Source organism: Ovoidimarina sediminis (genome assembly GCF_032586175.1).
In the GTDB taxonomy this organism is placed as follows: domain Bacteria; phylum Pseudomonadota; class Alphaproteobacteria; order Rhodobacterales; family Rhodobacteraceae; genus Ovoidimarina; species Ovoidimarina sediminis.
Window position 1 is genome coordinate 1 of record NZ_JAWHTE010000019.1, and the last position, 21,258, is coordinate 21,258.

Consider the following 21,258-nt stretch of genomic DNA (forward strand, 5'->3'; position numbering starts at 1 on the left):
TCACGGCCTTCGACTGTCGTGATGTTCCACGTGAGTGAGACAAGATCCCGCCAGTAGCAGGTGTCGCCAAAGAGCCCGGTGAGGGCGTCGATATCGGCGGCCTCGAGAGCGTCGCCGAAGCGGCCGAGCCACGTAGTGACGGCCCCGTTAGGTGATACAATATCCATTAGTTCCTCCCTGTTCGAAATCCTTCGTATGCCGTTTTGTCAGCCCCGTCCGAGGCGTTTCAGCCGTGCGGCGCGGAGCCGGGCGAAATCGTCGCCTGCATGGTAGGACGAGCGGGTGAGCGGTGTGGCCGATACCATCAGGAACCCCTTGCCGTAGGCGGCGGCCTGATAAGACGCAAATTCTCCGGGCGTTACGAAACGGTCGATCCGGTGATGCTTGGGCGTCGGCTGGAGGTATTGCCCGATGGTCAGGAAATCGACGTCGGCTGAGCGCAGGTCGTCCATTACCTGAAGGACGGCCTGACGGGATTCTCCGAGACCAACCATGATGCCCGACTTGGTGAACATCGCCGGATCGAGCTCTTTCACCCTCTGGAGCAGGCGCAGGGAATGAAAGTATCGCGCCCCGGGGCGGACTTCGGGGTAGAGGCCAGGGACGGTTTCGAGGTTGTGGTTGAAGACGTCGGGGCGTGCCCTGACGACTTTTCCAAGCGCGTCGGGCGGGCATTTGAGGAAGTCGGGTGTCAGGATCTCGATCGTCGTTCCGGGCGAGCGGTGACGGATCGCGCGGATGGTTCGGGCAAAGTGTTCGGCCCCTCCGTCGTCGAGATCGTCGCGGTCCACCGAGGTGATGACGACGTGATTGAGCCCCAGTGTCTCCACCGCATGGGCCACGCGCCCCGGCTCGAAGGAATCGAGGGGTTGCGGCTTGCCGGTGGCGATGTTGCAGAAGGTGCAGCCCCGGGTGCAGATCTCGCCCATGATCATTATGGTCGCGTGCCCCTGGCTCCAGCATTCGCCCACGTTGGGGCAGCCGGCCTCTTCGCAGACGGTGACGAGCTTGTGCTCGCGCATGATGTCGCGGGTGACCCGGTACCTGCCATATGCGGGCACATTCCTTGTCTTCGCGAACTACATGCATCCGGCGCTCCGGCTGTCGTGCCTTATGGGGTTGCCTGTGACCTATGTGCTGACCCATGACTCGATCGGGCTGGGCGAGGACGGGCCCACCCACCAGCCGGTGGAAACGCTTGCGATGCTGCGCGCGACGCCCGGGATCGTCGTGTTGCGCCCCGCCGATGCGGTGGAGGCCGCGGAGGCGTGGGAAATCGCGCTCGATCGGCGGGACGGGCCGACGGCAATCGTGCTGTCGCGGCAGGATCTGGAGGTGCTGCGGACAGGCGGTGAGGCCGAGAACCTGTCGGCGCAGGGCGGCTATGTGCTCGAGGAGGCCGGGGCGGGCGCGCGCCAGGTCACCCTGATCGCGACCGGTTCGGAAGTGGGGATCGCCCACGACGCGCGCCGGCTTCTGGAGGCCGAAGGGATCGGTACGGCGGTGGTCTCGATGCCGAGCCTGGAGCTTTTCCGGGCGCTGCCTGTCGAGGCACAGGCCGCGGTGCTTGGGCCCAAGGGTTGCGTTCGTATCGGGATCGAGGCGGCGATGCGGTTCGGTTGGGACGGAATCCTGGGCGAGGCGGGTGATTTCGTGGGCATGACCGGCTACGGGGCGTCGGGCCCAGCGGAGGCGCTTTACACGCATTTTGGCATTACGGCGGAGCGCGTGGCGACGCGCGCGCGAGAGATGCTCGTCACATCTGCAGAGGGTGTATCGCGATGACCGGCGGGCAGCGTGGCACCGTGATCTTCGACCTCGACGGGACACTCGTCGACAGTGCGCCGGATCTTGCCGACTCGCTGGATGCGGTTCTTGAGGAGCAAGGGCTGAAGCCCCTCGGGCTCGAGCACGGGCGGTCCTTCATCGGGCACGGCATTCCAAACCTCGTGCGGCGTGGGCTTCTGACGCGGGATCCTACGCTGTCGGAGGCGGTGATCGCGCGGGCCACCGATCGGTTCATGCGGATCTATACCCAGAACCTCAGCCGCAAAACGCGGCCCTACCCGGGAGCGCTTGACGCGATACTCGAGCTTCGGCGGGCTGGGTGGCGGCTTGCTGTCTGCACCAACAAGTTGGAAGCAAGCGCGCGGGGGCTTTTGGCCGACCTGAAGCTGATTTCAGCCTTCTCGGTCGTCGCAGGACCAGACACCTTCGGGGCGGCGAAGCCTGATCCGCGGCATCTTCTGGGATGCTTGCCGGCGGAGACGCCAGAGAATTACCCGGCGCTTCTGGTTGGGGATTCCGAAGTTGATCTAGCGGCCGCGCGGGCGGCCCGGCTGCCTGCGATCCTCGTGAGCTGGGGCTATGGGGATGCGGCTGCTCTCGAGGGCAAGGCCGACGCGACCGTGACCCATTTCAACGAGGTGGTTGCGGCGGTGGAACGGCTATCGTCCGCGCGGACGACGCCGGTGCGACAATTCTTAAAGAGGGAAATTGAACAATGAGCACGGATGCCAAGGAAAAGCTGAGCGCCGCCAAGGGGCGGATCGGGGCCTTCGCAAAGGCTTCGCCTGGGCTGATGGAAGGCTTCGTGAAAGTCTCGAAAGCCGCCACGGCCGGCGGGCGGTTCTCGCCTGCGCAGCGGGAGCTGATCGCGACGGCAGTGGCCGTGGTTCAGGGCTGTGAGGATTGCATCCTCTATCACGTGGATGGCGCGCGACGCCATGGGGCGGAAGAAGCGGATCTTGTAGAAGCGCTCGAGGTTGCTGTCGAAATGGGCGGCGGACCGGCGCTGATGTATGCAGGCAAGGCGCTGGAGGCATTCCGCGGGCTCTGAGCCGCGTTCCCCATCCCCTAGGTTCTAGGGCAGGGGGATGTCGTTCACGTAATGCGGCTTGTGATAGCCTGCCTGGACGGCGGGCCGCTCAGCGATCCGCAGATACCAGTCGCGCACGGAGGGGTAGTTGGTGAGATCGGCCTCTTGCCATTCGAAGCGGCTGACCCATGGCCAGGCCATGATGTCGGCGATGGAATAGTCGTTCCCCGCAAGATAATCGCGCCCTGTGAGCCGAGTCTCCAGTGTGCCGTAGACACGGGCGACCTGATCGCGGCATTTCCGCTCCGCTTCGGGCGTGCGCCCCCTGTTGTATTTCAGAACCTGATGCGCCTGGCCGAGGAAGGGCCCGAGCTGGCCCACCTGCCAGAATGTCCATTCCAGCGTTTTCCAGCGCTCCGATGCCGGTGGCAGGAACTGCCCGCGTGTTTCGGCGAGCCACAGCAGGATTGCGCCGGATTCCATCAGCGTCAGACCGCTGTCGCGGTCGCGTATCGCGGGTATCCGGCCCGACGGTGCGATCGCGAGAAAGTCGGGAGCGAACTGCGCGTCTTTCGAGATATCGACGGGATGGCATTCGTAGGCTTCTCCGAGCTCTTCGAGCATGATGGAGACCTTGCGGCCGTTGGGCGTTGTCCAGGTGTAAAGGTCGATCATGTCCGTCCCCGCTTTCCGGGGGCAGGCTAAACCGTGGGTGGCGGAAGAGAAAGGGGGTTCAACCGGGGAGAGCGGCAGAGACCTCGCGCAAGGCATTGAGAAAGTGCCCCTGCCCGGATGTCGGGACCCAGCCCGATCGGTACAGGAGGCCGATGGGACGGGGCGCGTCGGCAAGAGCCACCGGGAGCTCGAAGAGTGTGCCACGACGCACCTCGGCCGCCGCCTGAGTACGGGACATCAGGGTGAGGCGTTCGCCGGATTGCAGGAGTTCGCGGACGAGGATCATCGAGCTTGTTTCGATCAGCCGGGCGGACGCGGCGCCGGCAAGATCGGGAAAAGCCGCTTCGAAATACTCGCGGGTGGGGGTGTTGCGGCGTGGCAGGACCCAGGGGAAAGCGTGCATTCGGCCCTTGAGTTCGGCGCGCACGCGGAGGAGCGGGTGGCCCGGCCCACAGAAGATGCCCAGACCGTCGGAAAATAGAACCTCCTGCGTGATGTCGGCCGCCGGCGGAGGGTTGCGGAGCGCGCCCACGAGAATGTCGAGTTCACCGGCGCGGACGGCGCGGAGGAGATCGGGAAACGGCCCGTCGTCGATCAGGACGCGCATCCCGGGGCCGGTGGCCTGCACCCGGTCGATCGCCTGGCCGATTATGGTGGCGCGGGCGAGCGGAAGGGCTCCGATCCGCATTCGGGGTGAACCGCTCCCCGCGGCAGTGGCGATTTCCTGAAGTCCCTGGTCGAGCTCGGCCCACATCAGCCGGGCGGCGCGGCTGAGCGCGTAGCCTTGGCGGGTGAGTACCATACCCGATCGTGATTTCTCGAAAAGTTTGGTTCGGAGCCGTTCCTCGAGTGTGCGGGCGGCGCGGTGAGCGGAGGGCTGGGCGATGTTCAGACTGCGTGCCGCTGCGGAGATTGAGCCGGCCCGACCGATGGCCTCGAGTACTCTGAGTTGTGCGCCCGTGGCGTTGGTTTCGAGACGACCCGAGCGGGGGCGCGGACCATTGGAGTTCAGGTGGTCAAGCGCGCGTTGGGCCCTGTCCCGAAGACGCTGGCCAAGCTGAGTAGGTTGCATTCCGCGCCCGCCCCGATGGAAGAGGGGCGAACCGATCCGGGCCTCGAGACCGTGAAGCGCGTGGGTGATGGCAGGTTGCGAAAGGTGAACCGCAGCCGACGCACCAGAGATGCTGCCCGCTCGGCAGACTTCGACGAAGGCGCACAGGTGGCGGAGGTTGAGGTCGTAAGGAGACAGCTTCATCTTCCTATATATAGCATTTCTGAATATCTTGAGCAGCCTTTGAATTGGCCTTTCGAACACTGAGCGCCGATACTCTTTCCAGTGGAGTCGGGGCGTATCCCGTTCGGGTGCGCCCGCGTGGTGCTTAACGGGCGACTTCCCGGGGAGGAGTGCTGTCATGTCTGACGGGCTGAGATGCATGTGGATGCGAGGTGGGACGTCGAAGGGCGGTTTCTTCCTGCGCAGTGACTTACCGGGCGAGGCCGCCGCGCGGGACGCTGTTCTTCTAGGTGTGATGGGATCGCCAGATGCGCGCCAGATCGACGGGATGGGAGGCGCCGACCCCCTGACTTCGAAGGTTGCAGTGGTGGGGCCGTCGGAGCGCGAGGGCGTGGACCTCGATTATCTCTTCCTGCAGGTCTTCGTCGATCAGGCGGTAGTGACCGATGCACAGAATTGCGGGAATATGCTTGCCGGGGTCGCCCCGTTCGGGATCGAGCGCGGGCTTGTTGCCGCCCAAGACGGCGAGACGCCGGTGGTGATTTACATGGAGAACACCGGCCAGACGGCCGTGGCACGGGTGCAGACGCCGGGAGGCAGGGTCTCCTATGAGGGAGACGCCCATATCGACGGGGTGCCCGGTGGGGCGGCGCCGGTGCCGATAGAGTTCCGGGACACCGCGGGATCGAGTTGCGGGGCGCTGTTTCCGACAGGACAGGTCGTGGACCGGATCGGAGGAGTCGCGGCGACGCTGATCGACAACGGCATGCCCTGCGTGGTTCTGAATGCGGCGGATCTGGGGATATCAGGGACGGAGAGCCCGGCGGACCTTGAGGCCAACGAGGCGCTGAGGGTGCGGCTGGAGGCTATCCGGCTGGAAGCGGGACCGATGATGAACCTCGGGGACGTAACCGAGAAATCGGTGCCAAAAATGACGATGGTAAGCCAAGCGACCCGGGGTGGCGCGATCTCGACTCGTACGTTCATTCCACATCGCTGCCATAAGGCGATCGGGGTGCTGGGGGCAGTGAGCGTGGCGACCGCCTGCCTGACCCCCGGCGCTGTGGGACATCAGATGGCGGTGGTCCCGGAGGGGGCGGAAAAGGCGCTTTCGGTCGAACATCCCACGGGCGAGATGACGGTGGTGGGCCATGTCGAGGACGGGGTGGTGACGCGGGCCGAGGTGCTGCGCACGGCGCGCAAGCTGATGGACGGGGTGGTGTTTCCGGCCCCCGCCGCGCTAGCAATGGGACGGGAGGCTGCGGAATGACGCCCGATTATCTACCGTTTCATCCGGCGCCCAAGGTGCCGGACTTCCGGGTGCCCGAGGGGGCTGTCGACGCTCATTGCCATGTCTTTGGGCCCGAGGCGGTGTTCCCCTTCGCGCCGGAGCGCAAGTACACGCCCTGCGATGCACCAAAGGAGAAGCTCTTTGCGCTGAGGGATCACCTTGGGTTCGCACGGAACGTCATCGTGCAGGCCACCTGCCACGGGAAGGACAATGCCGCGCTCGCGGATGCGCTTCTGGCTTCGGAGGGGCGGGCACGGGGCGTGGCGATCCTGGGCGAGGAGGTGCCGGATGCCGAGTTGGAACGCCTCGATGCCGCCGGTGTGCGGGGGGTGCGGTTCAACTTCGTCAAACGCCTTGTCGACGCGACACCGCATGCCGTGTTCGAGCGGATCGCGGCCCGGGTGGCTGAGCTGGGCTGGCACATCGTTGTCTATTTCGAGGCGCAGGATCTGGACGATATCGCGCCGCTTGTACGGCGCCTGCCGGGCATCGTGGTCGTCGATCATATGGGCCGGCCCGATGTGGCGGGCGGGGTTGACGACCCGGCGTTCGGTGCATTCCTGAAACTTCTGTCGGAGAAGCCCGACATCTGGGTCAAGGTGTCCTGCCCCGAACGTCTGACGGTGGCGGGGCCGCCCTATGACGATGTGGTGCCCTTTGCGCGGCAGCTGGTGGAAAGCTTCCCCGACCGCGTGCTTTGGGGAACGGATTGGCCGCACCCCAACATGAAGAGCCACATGCCGGATGACGGCGCACTCGTCGACGTGATCCCGCGGATTGCGGTGACGGAAGACCTGCAGCGGCGTTTGCTGATCGACAACCCCATGCGGCTGTACTGGCCGGACGAGAGCGGATGAGCGAGGCTGCCACCCGCTGGCGCGACCGGGTGGTCGCGGTTCTGGCCTCGGCCATGGTGGTGGCGTGTATCCTTTGGAACATCGAAGCGCCAACGCGGCTGGGCGTTGCGATCCTGACGCAGCAATACATGGCGCTGCAGCTCGGCCTCGCGCTGACGATCGCCTATCTTTCCTATGGGTTTCACGGCAAGGAGACCGCGCGCGTCGGGTGGATCGACGGGACAATCGCTGCGGTGGCGTTCGGTGTGCTGATCTACGCGGCCTGGGATTTCGTGTGGCTTCTGCGGGAGCAGGCGTATCGCCCCTGGCAGATCACCATGATCGGGACGGTGGTGACGCTGGCGGTGATGGAGGGCGTGCGCCGACGAGCCGGTTGGATGCTGTTCGCGATCGTGGGCGTGTTTCTCGTTTACGCGCTGTTCGCAGACAAGGTGCCGGGGCGGCTGATCGGTAAGGAATTGTCGCCGGTGCGGCTGGTGCAATATGTCGGCTTCGATCCCAATGCCGTTTTCTCGACCCCGCTGGCGGTCGGGACGATCATCGTTCTTCTTTTCGTGTTCTTCGGCAAGCTTCTGTTCGCGGCGGGCGGCGGAGCGTTCTTCACCGATCTGGCGATGGCCGCGACGGGGCGTTCAAGGGGCGGGAGTGCGAAGATCTCGGTGGTGGGATCGGCGCTCTTCGGGTCGATTTCTGGCAGTGCGGTGTCGAATGTGGTGACGACGGGGGTCGTAACGATCCCCCTGATGGAGCGGGGGGGCTATTCGAAGCGAGATGCGGGCGCGATCGAGGCGGTGGCCTCGACCGGTGGACAGCTTACACCGCCGATCATGGGGGCGGCGGCGTTCCTGATGGCCGAGTTCCTGGATATCTCCTATTTTACCGTGGCTGGGGCCGCGCTGGTTCCCGCGCTGCTTTATTACCTCAGCGTTTTCGTGCAGGTGGACCTGATTGCAGGGCGCGATCGGATCGCGCCGAGCGATGTCGATGGCCTTACGGTGACGCAGGTTCTGAAGGAAGGCTGGCACTTCCTGATCCCCTTCGGTGTGCTTCTGGCGGCGCTTTTCTGGTGGCGGATGGACCCAGCGGATTCGGCGCTGATGTCGGCGGTGGCGATCGGTCTGGTGAGTTCCTTAAGGGCTTACAGAGGACAGAAACTGACACTCGGCACACTTGGCCGGACCTTCGTGGACACCGGCACAGGGATGGTGGACCTGATCCTTGTCGTCGCGGCGGCGGGCTTTGTAATCGGGATTCTGAACATCACAGGGCTTGGCTTTGCCCTGACTCTCGTTCTCGTCGATGCCGTGGGATCAAACGCGATCCTTCTTCTGGGTATATCAGCGGTGATCTGCATCGTCCTCGGAATGGGTATGCCAACCTCGGGGGTATATGTCCTTCTGGCGGCGCTGGTGGCGCCCTCGCTGGTCGAGGCGGGGATCACCCCGATCGCTGCGCATCTTTTCATCCTTTATTTCGGGATGATGTCGATGATCACGCCGCCGGTGGCGCTGGCCGCCTTCGCCGCTGCGACGATTACCAAGGAGGATGCACTGGGCACCGCTGTGGCGGCGATGCGGGTGGGGTGGGCCGCGTTCATCCTGCCCTTTGTATTCGTGGCGACGCCCGCGATCCTGATGGAGGCCGGATGGGCTGGCATCCTGTTGAACACGGCACTGGCCGGGATCGGCGTGATCGCAGTGACGGCGGGGATCGTGGGCTTTTGGGGGCGCCGGTTGACCGCGCTGCCGCGTCTTGGCTTCGTGGCGCTGGGGTGGCTGTCGTTACCTCTCGGGTTTCTGCCTGCCGCCGAAGCGCTGCACATTCCCGCAGCGCTTGCCGCGACCGCGCTTGCCGCAATTCTGCGCGGCGCTGCGCCATTCAAATCAAACAGAACCGAAACCGGGAGGAGACAAACATGAACATTCTGACACGGACCGTGCTGGGCGGCGCTCTGGCGCTGAGCCTATGGGCTGGCGGGGCGTTGGCGCAGGTCGTCACGATTGCGACCGGCGCGCAGGGATCACTTGCCTACAATTCAGGGCAGGCCGTTGCGAAGGTGGCCAACGATGCGGGCATCACGGCGCGCACACAGCCCTTGGTGGGCTATCTGCCGTTGATCAACAACGGCGAGGTAGATTTCGGGTTTTCGAACGGTGTGGAGGCGGAGTACGCCCATTCCGGCACCGGGAACTATGATCGGGAAAATCCGAACATCCGGCTGGTTGGGGTGATGTTCCCGCTAACGACCTCGATCATGGCCCCCTGCGATCTGGGCCTGACCTCGGTCGCAGAGTTGAAGGCGAAGGCGGGAGAGTTGCGGATCGCGTCGGAATACACATCGTCTACGATCATTCCCTTCTATATCGGCGGTGCGCTGGCGAATGCGGGGCTGACCTATGATGATTTCCGGCAGGTGCCGGTGGCGTCCTTCGTGGCTGGGATCAATGCGCTGGGCGACGGGCTTGTCGACGTGGCGCTTGTGAGCCTCAACGCGGGCGCGGGCCAGCAGGCGGCAGTGAAGCTGCAGGGGCGCGGCGGGCTTTGTTACATCTCGCTCGACGACAGCGAGGCGGGTGTCGCGGCGTTCAAGGAGTTTCTGCCAGCGGGCGATATCGTGGCCTTGGGGCAGAACGAGAATATCAATGGTCTGCAAAGCTACGGCGCGAACCTGATGCGGATTCCGTGGGTCATGATGACCAACGCCGATGTGGATGAGGATCTCGTCTATTCGATGACGAAGGCCATCGCGGAAGGGAAAGATGCGCTGAAGGAAAGCTTCGGGGCTTTCGCAAGGGCGAGTGCCGAGACCATGGCGCCGGCTTCGTCGGTTCCTTATCATCCGGGAGCGCTGAAGTATTTCGCGGAAGCCGGGATTTCCGTCGACGAGTAAATAAGAGGCGCGCGCGGGGCAGGTTGACCGCTGCGCGCGCCTTATTTTCGAGGACCAAGGGGGCAAAGGACATGTTTACGGAACTGACGGCATCGGACGGCCATAGCTTCGATTGCTGGATCGAGGACGCCACGGGCAAGCGGCGGGGCGGCATCGTCATCCTGCAGGAGATCTTCGGCGTGACCGACCAGTTGAAGGGCGTTGCGGCGCGCTATGCTGCGAAAGGCTTTGATGTGGCGGTTCCGGCGCTGTTTGACCGGCACGAGAAGGGTGCCGTAATTCCGTTTTCGGATGCGCCACGGGGGCGTGACATGATGCTGGCCTCGGATCTCGACACGACGATGCTCGATGCGAAGGCAGCGGTGGAGGCACTGGCCGCGCGGGGCGGCAAGGTGGCCGTGATCGGTTTCTGCTGGGGCGGGGGGCTTGCGATCCGTGCGGCCCAGGTGCTGGATATCGCCTGTGCAGTGCCATTCTATGCCACCCGGCTCGACAGCTATCAGATTGCGCCGCTGAAGGCGCCCGTGATGGCGCATTTCGGCACCGAGGACAGCCATGTGCCACCTGAAATGCTGCAGGCTGCGCGTGAATATTTTCCTGAGATGGAGGTGCATACCTACGACGGCGCGGGACACGCCTTTGCCAACGATGCACGCCCGGCGGCGTACGATAAAGAAGCCGCAGAAACCGCCCATGCGCGAACCGAGGCGTTTATCGCCGCGCATATGTAGACCAGGGGTCAGGACATTGCGGATAACATTCATCGGGCTTGGCGAGGCGGCGGGCGCGATCATTTCCGGCTGGGGCCCGAGGCATCAAAGCAGGATCGCTGCGTTCGACATCAAGTCTCTGGATCTGGAGACGGCGGGCGAGATCGGGGCCCGGGCGGAGGCGCTTTCGGTTCAGGCCCATGACACGCGGGAGGCTGCGCTGGCCGGGGCAGAGCTTGTCTTCTCCACGGTGACGGCAGATCAGGCGGTGGCGGCTGCGGAAGCCTGTGCACCGCTGTTGCCGGAGGGCGCGGTCTGGTGCGATCTGAACAGTTGTGCGCCCGCCTCGAAAGCGCGCGCGGCGGCGATCGTGACCGGGGCCGGGCGGCGCTATATTGATGTGGCGGTGATGGCGCCGGTCTTTCCCAAGCAGAACCTCGTGCCCTGCCTGATATCGGGGCCGGAAGCGGAGGCGCTGGCCCCGGTGCTGGCGGATCTGCCGATGAATGTGCGGGTGGTCGGGGATAAGGTCGGCCGGGCTTCCTCGATCAAGTTGGTGCGGTCGATCATGGTCAAGGGGTTGGAGGCGCTGACGGCGGAGTGCACTCTGGCCGCCATGGCCGCGGGGGTTGGGGACGAGGTGTTTCCCTCGCTGAAGGCTGGTTCGCCCCACCTCGATGTGCCCGAACGGGCGGCCTATAACTTCGAGCGGAGCCTCGTGCATGGCATCCGCCGGGCGGCAGAGATGGAGGAAGTGGCGAAGATGCTGTCGGACCTCGGGCTGCCGAACGGGATGGCGGCGGCGACGGCCGGGTGGCAGGCGCGGCTTGGTGCGGCGGATGTGGTGCTGCCGGACGATCCGGCGGCGGCCGATCACCTGTGGTTTGCGCGGGCGATCCTGCAGGACTTCGGTGTCGAGCCTGGCTGAGCCCCGTGGCTCAGCCTCCGACTAGGGCCCGAGCGACGAAGCCGTCTTCGATGGCCTCCGCCACGAAATCATCGAGTGCTGAGATCAGCGGGTTGGCGGGGCCAGGCAGCACCATCGCCTGTTCCACCTTCGTCAGAACACCGGGCAGGATGCGAAAGCCGGGATCGCCCCCGAAATGTCGTTCGAGGGAGGCGCGGACGCCGGCGACGAGATCGGCGCGGCCCGACTTGAATTCGTCGAAGCTTTCGCCCGGAGTGCCGGAGTGTTCTAGCGTCGCCGCTTGGAGATTGGCACTCAGGTGCATGTCATAGGCCGAACCCGTCGAGGTCAGGATCGTGACACCGGGCCGGTCGGCATCGCCGGTGTCGCGAAACGGGGCATCTGCGCGGGCGGCAAAGGTGGCTTCTATCGTGTGGTACGGGCGCGTGAAGCTGACATTCCGGGCGCGGGTGGCGTCGATGGCGAGGAAGGCGACGGACCAGTTCCCTGATTCCGCGTCAGCGAAGACCTTGCCTGCGCCAGAGTAGATGATGGGCTCGAGCGTTGCGCCGATACGGTCGGCGAGGCGGTGGGCGAGGGCGGGGCTGACGCCTGTCAGCCTATCGCCCTCGGTCTGCACCAGGGCGCGGTTGCCGGTGTTGATTGCAGCACGCAGGATGCCGTTCGGGGCGATGCTTGCCAGGGGATGGGTCATTGCATGCTTTCTTGTGTGGCGCGGGCGATGATGCGGGCCATTCCGCTGGTGGTTCCGGTGCCACCCAAGTCAGGGGTGCGAGTGGCGGGATCAGTGAGAGCGGCGTCAATCGCGTCTTCGATGCTTGAGGCGGCGGCGCGGAATGTCTCCTGACCGGTGCGGCGGCCGATCCAGTCGAAGAGAAGCGCTGTTGAGCCGATGAGGGCGACTGGATTCGCAATGTCCCGGCCTGCAAGATCCGGGGCTGAGCCGTGCTGTGCCTGCGCCATGGCGTGGCGAGGGCCTTCGTTCAGCGACGCGGCGAGGCCAAGGCCGCCCGAGATTTCGGAAGCGAGATCGGACAGGATGTCGCCGAACATGTTGGTGGTGACGATCACATCGAAGCGTTCGGGGCTGCGGACGAGATGGGCGGCCATGGCGTCGACAAGCACCTCGTCATAGGTGATTTCGGGGTTGGCGGCAGCAGCCCGGCGGGTTTCTTCGAGGAACAGGCCGTCGGAGAGGCGGAGAACGTTGGCCTTGTGCACTGCTGTGACGTGGCGGGCCGGACGCTTGGACGCCTCGGCGAAGGCTGCGTCTGCGATCCGGGCTGAAGCGCGGCGGGTGATCTTGCGGAGCGCGAGCGCCATGTCGGGGTCCGCGAGCATCTCGCCCGGTCCCGATGCCATGTTGCGGTCGGCGTAGAATCCTTCGGTGTTCTCGCGGAAGATTACGAGATCGATGGGCCTTCCGAGCGGGCCTGGTAATCCCGGCCTGGTGCGGGCGGGTCGGATATTGGCGAAGAGATCGAGCCCGGTCCGCAGGATTGCTGAGGGATTTACCCCGCCATCGGCAAGGGGCGGGTAGGCGTTATGGGAGACAGGGCCCATGACAATGCCATCGCTTTGACGGGCCTCGTCGAGCACTGCATCGGGCATGGTGGAGCCAGTGGTTTCCTGAGCGGCAAAGCCGATCTCGGCCGTTGCGAGCGTGAGACCGAGCGCGAAGCGGCGGTCGGCGGCCTCGATTACCTGTCGTGTGGCCGCGACGATCTCGGGCCCGATCCCGTCCCCTGGAAGGAGGAGGAGCCGCGTCATCGCCGTGCCTGCGCGTCACGGACGAGTGCGGCGAAGCGGTAGGCGCCATGGGCCATCTTGGAATAGGGCGTGAGGAGGAACAGCGTGAGCACCGCGCCAAGGTGGAGGGCGAGAAGCGGCGCGACGAGGCCGGTGCCGGTGGCGGCGTAAAGTAGGAGGCCGCTCAATCCGGTGAAGCCGAGGAGGAGCGTGAAGGCCATTTCGCCGCCCCATCGGCGGGTTGCGCCAAGCTGGGGATCTGCTTTCAGTTTAAGGGTGGCGAGGCCCGCGGCGCCAACGGACAGAAGTATTCCGCCCGGCACCCCGAGGAGCTTTGGCAGGCTGAAGAACCCGTAGGGTGCCGGCATGTCCAAAACGTAGTGGAGGATGGTTCCGCTGGCCGTGGAGGCGAAGCAGAGCAGGAAACCCCAAAGCACCGCCTGATGAGCGTGGCGGCGGGCGTTGGAGAAACGGTCGCCGTTTTCGAAGTTGCAGCCCTGGCCCTGGCCTCCCGAGAGGTTCTTCATCGTGGCGGTCCGGCGGGCGGCCTCGCGGATATCGGCCCATCGAATGGCGCCGCCGCCTATCTCTGCCCAAAAGCGGCGCACGCCGATGGCGAGGGCGAGGACCGGAAAGAGGAAGGCCGGGGCGAAGATCGCGACCATGGCGGTGTGGGAGAGATGGGCGTAGAAGCCTGCACCCTCCGACTGCCCGAGCGCCGCAATGGTGAAAAAGAGCGCGGCGATGCCGAGGACGAGGCCTGCGGCGATCGCGGCACCGCTTTTCTGGAAGAGCCCGCCAACCGCGCTGGGCCAGGCGTAACGTTCCCAGCTTTCTGCGCGGACGTTGGCCAGGGCGGCAGGGATGTTCAGGGCGAATTCATGCGGTTCGGTGTACTGGCAGGCGTAATAGCAGCCCCGGCAGTTGTGGCAGAGATTGGCAAGCTGGGTGATGTCGCCATCGGAGAAGACGCGTTCGCGGAACATGGCCGGGAAGACATCGCAGTAACCCTCGCAATAGCGGCAGGCGTTGCAGATCTCGGATTGGCGGCGAGCCTCGGCGATGGCGTCGGGGCGGGGGGAATGGTCAAGCGACATGGGAGGCGGCCTCCTGGCCCGCGATCCTGCCGAAGACGGTACCGATCGTCATTCCGAACCCCGCCAGATAGCCTTCGCCGAGGATCGAGCCTGCCATCGTCTCGCCCGCCGCCCAGACGTTGTCGAGGGGGCCCGCAGCCGTTGAGACGCGGGCCGTGCGATCGACCTTGAGACCGAGATAGGTGAAGGTGACGCCGGGGCGGAGGGTGTAGCCGTAGAAGGGCGGCTCATTGATCGGGCGGGCCCAGTTGGTCTTTGGCGGGGCGAGGCCTTCGGTCGACAGGCCGTCGAGGTCGCTTCCGTCGAACGGACCCGGGCGGCAGGCGGCGTTGTAGGCGTCGATCGTTTCGCGCAACGCATTGCCGGGGAGGCCAAGCTTCTGTGCAAGCCCTTCGATGGTGTCCGCCGTTTCCGGCGGAAAGACCGAGGGCATGAAATCAGTGAGTGCCTTGGCGTCGATGATCGCGTAGCCGACCTGATCGGGCTCTGCCGCGACGAGGCGGCCCCAGATTGCGTAGCGCTTGGGCCAGACGTCTTCACCTTCGTCATAGAAGCGGCGGCCCGTCTTGTTGACGACGATGGAGAAGGGCACGCAATCGAGGCGGGTGACGATGCCGGCGTCGAATTGCGCGGCGCGTCCGTCGATCGCGACCGCGTGGCATTGGGTGGGATCGCCCACGCTTTCGGCGCCCTGATCGAGCATGTCGCGCAACACCCGGCCCCGGTTGTAGGGTGTCCCCCGGATCAGGAAGTTGCGCGCCGCCGGGCCCCAGGCATCTGCGAGCCAGTCGATGTTCGATTGAAAACCGCCCGAGGCGATGACGAGGGCGCGACCCTCGATGCGTTGCGCCTGCCCGTCGACCTCGGCATCAAGGCCGGTGAAGTGGCCGTTTTCGACAACGATGTGGGCGACGTTCGCCTCATAGGCGACGGTGACGCCCAGATCCTCGGCGGTGTTGTAATAGGCATTCACGAGCGCCTTGCCGCCGCCGAGGAAGAACGCGTTCGTGCGCGACAGCGAAAGGGTGCCGGAGAGCGAGGGCTGGAAGCGGACGCCATGGGCCTCCATCCAGGGTAGGCAGTCTTCGGACATGCGTATCGTCATGCGGGCGAGATCTTCGTCTGTCTTGCCCTTGGTCACGCGGAGTAGATCGTCGAAATACTCCTCTTCCTCGTAGCTGCCGGTAAGCACAGAGAGCGGCCCGCGGTGCATACAGCGGAAGTTCCGCGTGTGGCGGGAGTTGCCGCCGCGATAGGGCCGGGGCGCTGCGTCGAGGATCAGAACGCGGGCCCCGGCTTCCGCCGCCTCGATCGCCGCGCAGAGACCTGCGTTGCCGCCACCAGCCACGATGACATCCCAGACCGTTCCGGTGAGCAAGGTCATGCGGCCGTGTCCATCCTCAGGCGGCGGAGCCGTTCGCGGTGCCCGCCCTCGATATGGGCGCGCATCCGGGCTTCAGCGGTGTCGCTCTCGCGGGCACGAAGTGCGGCGAGGATGCCGTCGTGTTCGGTGATCGCCTGGGCGGCACGGTCGGCCTCTTCCATCGTCGACGGGCCGAGGATCAGAAGCGTCTTCTGCACCGCCTCGACCGATTTGACGAGAAAGCGGTTACGCGCGGCGTTCAGGATCACGCCGTGGAACTGGCGGTTTGCCTCGTAGAGGCGGGAGACGTCGACCGCCGCTCGCATCTCGTCGTTGATGGCCTCAAGCTCGGCCAGTTCCACCTCGGATGCCGCGCGGGCCGCGAAGCGAGCCGCGGTGCCTTCGAGAACGGCGCGAACCTCGTAAAGCTCTGTAATTTCGGAGTAATCGAGTTTGCGAACAATGGCGCCGATACGCGGCTGGTGGGCGACTAGGCCATCGGATTCAAGCTGGCGAATTGCCTCGCGGATCGGCGTTCGGGAAATGCCAAGGCGGCTGGCGATTTCGGTTTCCACAAGCCGGTCGCCCGGGCGGAGAGAGCCCTCGCGGATCGCCAGGATCAGGCGCTCATAGGCGTCGCGGCCCTGGCTTTGATCACTCTGTCGGTGCTGGTCCGGCACGCTTGCAATCCTTTCTCTTCCAATATTGGATACAGTTGGATACACCGGAATTCAATCCCGGGATCCATGGGACATATGACGATAGGTTCGAAATCAACCCGCCGGCTTCTCACGCTGGCGCTTGCCGCGTTCGGCGCGGCCGCGTTCTGGGCTCTGTCCTTTCCGCTTCCTTTCCTGTTCGGGCCGATGTTCGCCTGTCTCGTAGCCGCCCTTCTTGGCGCGCCGCTGGTGGGGGTCGGGCAGGTAAGCGTGGGGATGCGGACGATCCTCGGCGTGGCGGTCGGGGCCTCGTTCACGCCGGAGGTGGTGGAGCGCCTGCCGCAGATGGCCGCGTCGGTGGCGATCATCCCGCTTTACATCGTGGTGATCGGCCTGATCGGCGTGCCGTTTTTCCGTAAGGTCTACAAGTTCGACTGGGTCACCTCGTGGTATGCCGCGATGCCGGGTGGCCTTCAGGACATGGTGATCTTCGGGCAGGAAGCGGGTGGTGATGTGCGGGCCTTGTCGCTGATCCATGCCACGCGGGTCCTGATCATCGTGACTGTCGCACCGGTGATCCTGACCCAGGGGTTCGGCGTGACGCTCGACAATCCGATCGGGGCCCCGGCGGCAGAGTTGCCGGTGCATGAGCTGATCCTGATGGTCGCGGCCGCTTTGATCGGATGGAAGGGTGGGGAGCGGATCGGATTGTTCGGTGCGTCGATCCTAGGCCCCATGCTTCTGACCGGTGTGCTTTCTCTGGCCGACCTGATCCATTTCCGGCCACCTGCGGAGGCGATCCTCGCCGCGCAGTTCTTCATCGGGCTCGGAATCGGGATCGGTTATGTGGGTGTCACGCTTTACGAATTGCGGCGCGATGTGGTGGCAGGGATCTTCTTCGTCCTTCTGCTTGCTGTATTGGCCGCAATCTTTACCGAAGTCGTCGTATTGCTTGGGCTGGCGCGGCCGGTGGAGGGTTTCCTGGCCTTCGCCCCCGGGGGGCAGGCGGAAATGACGGTGCTTGCGATTATCGTCGGCGCGGATCTGGGTTATGTCATCGTGCATCACCTGACTCGGGTGATCCTTGTGATCCTCGGCGCGCCGGTGGCGGCGCGGGTGTTCCGTGTCAAAGATCGCAATGAGGAAACGGACGGATGAGTTTTACCACGCGACCCGAGCTGAAGGGCACGTTCGGGATGGTGGCCTCGACCCACTGGATCGCTTCGGCCGTGGGAATGAAGCTTCTGGAAGCGGGCGGAATGGCAGGCGATGCCGCCGTGGGCATGGCATTCGTTCTGAACGTGGTGGAGCCGCATCTGAACGGGCCGTTGGGCGATATGCCAGCGCTGGTGTGGCCGGCCGGGGATGAAGCCCCCACGGTTCTTTGCGGGCAGGGCAGCGCGCCCGCCGGGGCGACGATCGCGCATTATCGTAGCGAGGGGCTTGAGATCGTGCCCGGATCGGGCCTTCTGGCGACGGTGGTGCCGGGGGCGTTCGATGCTCTGATGCTGATCCTGCGGGATCACGGGAGATTGCGGCTTCGCGATGTTCTTGAGCCCGCGATCCATTACGCGCGCTCAGGGCATCCGATGCTGCCGCAGGTGTCGCGGGAAATCGCGGGGCTCGCGGCCATCTTCCGAGACGAATGGCCCACCTCGGCGCCCGTCTGGCTTCCGGGTGGCGCGGTGCCGGAGGCGGGAGAGTTGTTCGCCAATTCTGCGCTGGCGGCGTTTTGGGAGCGGCTTCTTTCCGAAGCCGAAGCGGCCGTCGGTGGCCGGGAGGCGGAGATCGAGGCGGCGCGGCTGGCCTTCCATGAAGGCTTCGTCGCCGAGGCGATTGACCGGTTCATGGCGGAAGCCTGCGTTCTCGACGCGACGGGGGAGCGGCGAAAGGGGGTTCTGACCGGCGCGGACATGGCCGCGTGGCGGGCGACGTCGGAGGTGCCAATATCGGCGGATACCCATGGGGCGACAGTCTGGAAATGCGGGCCGTGGACCCAGGGACCAGTGCTGCTTCAGGCGCTTCGGATCCTCGAGACTGATGCGCTGGGCGACCTCGATCCCACCGGCGACGTTTTCGTGCACCTGGCGGCGGAGGCGCTGAAGCTCGCCTTCGCGGATCGGGAGGCTTACTATGGCGATCCCGCGTATTCCGACATTCCGCTGGAGACGCTGCTGTCGCCGGACTATGCGCGGAAGCGGCGTGCGCTGATTTCGGAGGATGCCTCGCACGTGCAGCGGCCTGGTTCGATCGTGGGGGTCGAGGCGCTCGCGGCGGCATTCCTCGACCGTGCCGGGCGGGCGACGGTGAAGGATACCGGGATCGGCACCGGTGAGCCCACGATGGCACACCTGACGAACCAGAATCGTGACACCGTGCATGTCGACGTCATCGACCAATGGGGTAATGCCGTGTCAGCCACGCCCTCGGGCGGGTGGCTGAAGTCGAACCCGGTTATCCCCGAGCTCGGTGTGCCCCTGAACAGCCGGGCGCAGATGTTCTGGCTGGACGAGGGGTTGCCCACATCGCTTGCGCCCGGGCGGCGGCCGAGGACAACGCTGTCGCCGTCGATGGCGCGGCTGGGCGACGGCACGCGTCTGGCCTTCGGCACGCCGGGCGGCGACCAGCAGGACCAGTGGCAGTTCGCGTTCCTGCTTCGCCTCCTTCATCACGGGCTGAACCTTCAGGAGGCGATCGATGCGCCGCTGTTCCATACCGCGCATCTGCAAGCGAGCTTCTTCCCGCGGGGCACCCGGCCCGGGCACCTGCTGATCGAGCCGGCGGCGGGCGAGGAGACGATCGGACGGCTGAGGGCACGGGGCCATGCCGTCGAGGTGAGCGCGCCCTGGGCCGCGGGACGGCTGACCGCGGCAAGCCGGCGACCCGACGGGCTTCTGAAGGCCGCGGCGACCCCCCGCCTGATGCAGGCCTATGCGATCGGACGCTGATCGCCCGCCGGAAACTCGATGCTGACGGTGAGGCCGCTCTGGCCGGTGTCGAGGGCGAGCCGCCCGCCGTGCCGATCGGCAATGGCTTCAGCGATTGAAAGGCCGAGCCCGCTGCCCGCACCGGGGCTTGCTTGCCCGAAGCGGGATAGGACGACGGGCACATCCTTGGCTTCGACGCCGCGCCCGTCATCCGCCACATCGACACGTACTTTTCCATTTTCACGCGAGACGGAGATATCGATCCGCGACAGAGTGCTGCCGCCGTGGCGCAGCGCGTTGTCGGCAAGGTTGGTGATTGCCTCGCGGACCATGACCTCATCGGCGACGATCGCTACGCGTTCGTCGCTTGGATGGGCAACGATTGCAACGCTATCGCGCGATGCCGCAGCGGCGAAACTTTCGGCTACCTGAACCACGAGGCTGTTCACGTCGACGGATGTGCTGATGAGGGTTGAGCTGTCGGCCTTGATACGTTCGAGCGTCAGAAGCTTGTTGGCGAGATCCTTGGCGTGACGGGCCGAGGACAGCAGTTCGTCGGCGCGCGAGCGGGCGGCGTCCTCCGAGGGGGCGGTCTTTACCGCTTCGGCCATCGCGAGCACCCCGGCGATGGGGTTTCTGAGCTGGTGGGCGGCATTCGAAATGAATTCGTTCTGGGCCTGCATCGCCGCCTCGACCTGACCGAAGAGCGAATTCAGGCGCGAGACCAGGCCACGGGTTTCCGCCGGAACCTTGCGCTGGATCGGGCGAAGGTCGGACGAGCTGCGCGAGGAGATCGCGTCTTCGAGGTCGAGCAACGGGCGCAGGCCGAGATTGACGCCGAACCAGACCACCATGGCGACCGTGCCCGTGAGTGCAAAGATCACGACGAAGGTGCGTGTGGAGAGATCGCGGACAAATGCATTTCGCAGGTCGACATCCTGCCAGACGGTGTAGGTGAAGACACCGGAATATCCGCCGATGGTCGTGATGTCGTGGAGTTTCAGGACCCGCACGTTGCGCCCGTGAAAAAGGCCGTTGAAGAACTTTGCCTCGGGTCCGGCTTCGGGGGGAGGGCGGCCGTCGGATGGCACCGGCGGGGTTGCATAGCCGGTGACGAAGACCCCGTCGGGGGCGTAGACGTGGTAGAAGACAGGGCCGCCCGACGTATCGGTGAGCCTGTCGCGGGTTTCCAGCGAGATTGCGTCGCCGTTCGAGCGTGCGACGTCGGCGGCGATGGCCAGTGCGGTGGTCAGGAGGCTTCTGTCGAAGACTTCGGCAGCTTTCTTGCGGGCGTCGCTGACCTGCCAGACCCCGATCGCCGCCGCGATCACGAGAAGCGGCAGAAGGATGATCAGGAACAGCCGGAGGCGGAGGGAGGCCTGTGTCACGGATCCGCATTCTCTGTGAGCGCATAGCCAAGGCCACGCCGCACGGCGATGGTGAGGCCGAAGGGGCGGAGGCGCTTGCGCAGGCGCGAGACGTGAACCTCGACCGCGCTTTCCTCAACATCGGCGCCCACACCGTAGGTGTGATCGAGAATGTCGCGTTTGGGCACGGTGCGCCCTTGCGCGGCAAGAAGAAGTTCGAGCACGCTTATTTCCCGGCGGGGGAGCGCCAGCGGATTGCCCGCGACTTCCACCTGCCGCGCATCGAGATCGAGTGCCAAGGGGCCAAGGGTGAGGCGGTTCCGGATTTCGCGCGGCTTCCGGCGGGCGAGCGCCCGCAGGCGTGCCTCTAGCTCTTCCATTTCGAAGGGTTTGACGAGGTAATCATCGGCGCCCATGTCGAGCCCCGCCACGCGTTCCTCGGTATCCGAGCGCGCCGTCAACATGATGACGGGCCGCTCGTCGCCCCGGGCCCGCATGTTCCTCAGGATCGACAGCCCGTCCAGCCCGGGGAGGTTTATGTCGAGGATCACAACGTCGCCGCCGTCGGTGCGGAGGTATTCGTCCGCCGCGCCGCCATCATGGAGGATGTCCACCGCATGACCGACATCCGCCATCCGGTAGGAGATGCCCTTGGCGAGGCTTTCGTTGTCTTCGACCAGAATGATCCGCAAA

19 protein-coding genes and 2 pseudogenes are annotated in these 21,258 nt (G+C 65.2%); 11 read left to right on the plus strand and 10 right to left on the minus strand.

The features are described from left to right. Positions 1-206 precede the first annotated feature (206 nt). A pseudogene (lipA, locus tag RXV90_RS18670) lies at positions 207-1,043 on the minus strand (lipoyl synthase); the annotation flags it as partial. A gap of 4 nt (positions 1,044-1,047) precedes the next feature. On the opposite strand from lipA, the pseudogene RXV90_RS18675 reads away from it, so the two are divergent. The 3 genes and pseudogenes from RXV90_RS18675 to RXV90_RS18685 all read left to right on the plus strand — a co-directional run. Then, positions 1,048-1,785, plus strand: a pseudogene (locus RXV90_RS18675) (transketolase-like TK C-terminal-containing protein); the annotation flags it as partial. Then, complete coding sequence (locus tag RXV90_RS18680) at positions 1,782-2,507, plus strand: HAD hydrolase-like protein (RefSeq protein WP_316650530.1); 726 nt, start codon at positions 1,782-1,784, stop codon at positions 2,505-2,507. The pseudogene RXV90_RS18675 and the gene RXV90_RS18680, both read left to right, overlap by 4 nt. Continuing rightward, positions 2,504-2,839: a carboxymuconolactone decarboxylase family protein gene (locus RXV90_RS18685; protein WP_316650531.1), complete on the plus strand. Its 336-nt coding sequence runs from the start codon at positions 2,504-2,506 to the stop codon at positions 2,837-2,839. Before RXV90_RS18680 ends, RXV90_RS18685 begins: the two co-directional genes overlap by 4 nt. A 24-nt stretch (positions 2,840-2,863) precedes the next feature. On the opposite strand, the gene RXV90_RS18690 is transcribed toward RXV90_RS18685, so the two are convergent. Further along, on the minus strand, positions 2,864-3,493 hold the full coding sequence (locus RXV90_RS18690; RefSeq protein ID WP_316650533.1) for a glutathione S-transferase family protein: 630 nt from the start codon (positions 3,491-3,493) through the stop codon (positions 2,864-2,866). Between the two features lie 58 nt (positions 3,494-3,551). Next, on the minus strand, positions 3,552-4,748 hold the full coding sequence (locus RXV90_RS18695; protein ID WP_316650535.1) for a LysR family transcriptional regulator: 1,197 nt from the start codon (positions 4,746-4,748) through the stop codon (positions 3,552-3,554). 157 nt (positions 4,749-4,905) lie between these two features. Between RXV90_RS18695 and RXV90_RS18700 the strand changes: the two genes are divergently transcribed. From RXV90_RS18700 to RXV90_RS18725, 6 genes are all read left to right on the plus strand, one after another. After that, a complete protein-coding gene (locus tag RXV90_RS18700) occupies positions 4,906-5,997 on the plus strand; it encodes a 4-oxalomesaconate tautomerase (RefSeq protein ID WP_316650537.1) in 1,092 nt (363 codons plus the stop codon). Then, on the plus strand, positions 5,994-6,875 hold the full coding sequence (locus tag RXV90_RS18705; protein ID WP_316650539.1) for an amidohydrolase family protein: 882 nt from the start codon (positions 5,994-5,996) through the stop codon (positions 6,873-6,875). Before RXV90_RS18700 ends, RXV90_RS18705 begins: the two co-directional genes overlap by 4 nt. Then, on the plus strand, positions 6,872-8,794 hold the full coding sequence (locus RXV90_RS18710) for a TRAP transporter permease (RefSeq protein ID WP_316650542.1): 1,923 nt from the start codon (positions 6,872-6,874) through the stop codon (positions 8,792-8,794). Before RXV90_RS18705 ends, RXV90_RS18710 begins: the two co-directional genes overlap by 4 nt. Next, on the plus strand, positions 8,791-9,765 hold the full coding sequence (locus RXV90_RS18715; protein WP_316650544.1) for a TAXI family TRAP transporter solute-binding subunit: 975 nt from the start codon (positions 8,791-8,793) through the stop codon (positions 9,763-9,765). The genes RXV90_RS18710 and RXV90_RS18715 overlap by 4 nt, the downstream gene beginning before the upstream one ends. Before the next feature lie 71 nt (positions 9,766-9,836). Beyond that, positions 9,837-10,496 carry a dienelactone hydrolase family protein gene (locus RXV90_RS18720; RefSeq protein ID WP_316650546.1) on the plus strand — a complete coding sequence of 220 codons (660 nt, stop codon included), beginning with the start codon at positions 9,837-9,839 and terminating at the stop codon, positions 10,494-10,496. Between the two features lie 16 nt (positions 10,497-10,512). Beyond that, entirely contained in the window at positions 10,513-11,403 is an 891-nt protein-coding gene (locus tag RXV90_RS18725; RefSeq protein ID WP_316650547.1) for an NAD(P)-dependent oxidoreductase, read from the plus strand. Positions 11,404-11,413: 10 nt separating this feature from the next. Here RXV90_RS18725 and RXV90_RS18730 read toward each other — a convergent pair whose 3' ends face one another. From RXV90_RS18730 to RXV90_RS18750, 5 genes are read right to left on the minus strand one after another with little or no spacing between them, the layout of a single operon-like run. Continuing rightward, positions 11,414-12,097, minus strand: a complete 684-nt coding sequence (locus RXV90_RS18730; protein WP_316650549.1) for a transporter substrate-binding domain-containing protein — start codon at positions 12,095-12,097, stop codon at positions 11,414-11,416. Then, complete coding sequence (locus tag RXV90_RS18735) at positions 12,094-13,173, minus strand: isocitrate/isopropylmalate dehydrogenase family protein (protein WP_316650551.1); 1,080 nt, start codon at positions 13,171-13,173, stop codon at positions 12,094-12,096. The genes RXV90_RS18730 and RXV90_RS18735 overlap by 4 nt, the downstream gene beginning before the upstream one ends. Continuing rightward, the gene (tcuB, locus tag RXV90_RS18740; RefSeq protein ID WP_316650553.1) at positions 13,170-14,249 is read right to left on the minus strand and encodes a tricarballylate utilization 4Fe-4S protein TcuB; all 1,080 of its coding nucleotides are present in this window, start codon (positions 14,247-14,249) and stop codon (positions 13,170-13,172) included. The genes RXV90_RS18735 and tcuB overlap by 4 nt, the downstream gene beginning before the upstream one ends. Continuing rightward, a complete protein-coding gene (tcuA, locus tag RXV90_RS18745; protein ID WP_316650555.1) occupies positions 14,239-15,633 on the minus strand; it encodes an FAD-dependent tricarballylate dehydrogenase TcuA in 1,395 nt (464 codons plus the stop codon). Before tcuA ends, tcuB begins: the two co-directional genes overlap by 11 nt. Further along, positions 15,630-16,292: a GntR family transcriptional regulator gene (locus RXV90_RS18750; RefSeq protein WP_316650557.1), complete on the minus strand. Its 663-nt coding sequence runs from the start codon at positions 16,290-16,292 to the stop codon at positions 15,630-15,632. The genes tcuA and RXV90_RS18750 overlap by 4 nt, the downstream gene beginning before the upstream one ends. A 66-nt stretch (positions 16,293-16,358) precedes the next feature. Here RXV90_RS18750 and RXV90_RS18755 point away from each other — a divergent pair, with 66 nt between their 5' ends. Both RXV90_RS18755 and RXV90_RS18760 read left to right on the plus strand, forming a co-directional pair. Continuing rightward, complete coding sequence (locus RXV90_RS18755) at positions 16,359-17,429, plus strand: AbrB family transcriptional regulator (protein ID WP_316650559.1); 1,071 nt, start codon at positions 16,359-16,361, stop codon at positions 17,427-17,429. Continuing rightward, the gene (locus RXV90_RS18760) at positions 17,426-19,219 is read left to right on the plus strand and encodes a gamma-glutamyltransferase family protein (RefSeq protein ID WP_316650561.1); all 1,794 of its coding nucleotides are present in this window, start codon (positions 17,426-17,428) and stop codon (positions 19,217-19,219) included. The genes RXV90_RS18755 and RXV90_RS18760 overlap by 4 nt, the downstream gene beginning before the upstream one ends. Here the strand turns inward: RXV90_RS18760 and RXV90_RS18765 are convergent. Continuing rightward, complete coding sequence (locus RXV90_RS18765) at positions 19,201-20,586, minus strand: sensor histidine kinase (RefSeq protein WP_316650562.1); 1,386 nt, start codon at positions 20,584-20,586, stop codon at positions 19,201-19,203. The two genes, RXV90_RS18760 and RXV90_RS18765, sit on opposite strands and share 19 nt — an antisense overlap. Further along, positions 20,583-21,257: a response regulator transcription factor gene (locus RXV90_RS18770; protein WP_316650564.1), complete on the minus strand. Its 675-nt coding sequence runs from the start codon at positions 21,255-21,257 to the stop codon at positions 20,583-20,585. The genes RXV90_RS18765 and RXV90_RS18770 overlap by 4 nt, the downstream gene beginning before the upstream one ends. Position 21,258: the final 1 nt, after the last annotated feature.